The sequence below is a fragment of the Halomonas sp. SIMBA_159 genome (assembly GCF_046536035.1).
In the GTDB taxonomy this organism is placed as follows: domain Bacteria; phylum Pseudomonadota; class Gammaproteobacteria; order Pseudomonadales; family Halomonadaceae; genus Vreelandella; species Vreelandella venusta_A.
In genome coordinates this window covers 1-267 of sequence record NZ_JAWJBT010000701.1, presented here as the reverse complement: position 1 = coordinate 267, position 267 = coordinate 1, and the positions used below count along the sequence as shown (strand labels likewise).

The 267-nt window shown below is 39.0% G+C and carries 1 protein-coding gene; it reads left to right on the top strand.

What is annotated here, in order from left to right; all coding sequences use genetic code 11:
- Positions 1-67 precede the first annotated feature (67 nt).
- A partial coding sequence (locus R0J87_RS21000; RefSeq protein WP_498888689.1) for a hypothetical protein occupies positions 68-267 on the top strand: 200 nt, incomplete at its 3' end.

Genomic DNA, 267 nt, shown 5'->3' with positions numbered 1-267 from the left:
AAACGAATGATGGAAAGAAAAGTCCCTTTGGAACTTCAAGACCAGATTAAAGCAAGGTGGGGGGTTTATGAAACCATTTCGTAAGAAAAAGCTGTATAGATTAGATGAAATTCATGCGATGTCCCAAGCGTTTGGGCGACCAATGAAAGGGGTAGCGTATGCAAAATTCATTTTAATTCCATTTCTTTGCTTCGGTGGATTTTCATATCTCTTCTTTCATTATTGGTGGTTGGCTTTGATTTGTGGCTTTATTGGCAGCTTGTATGG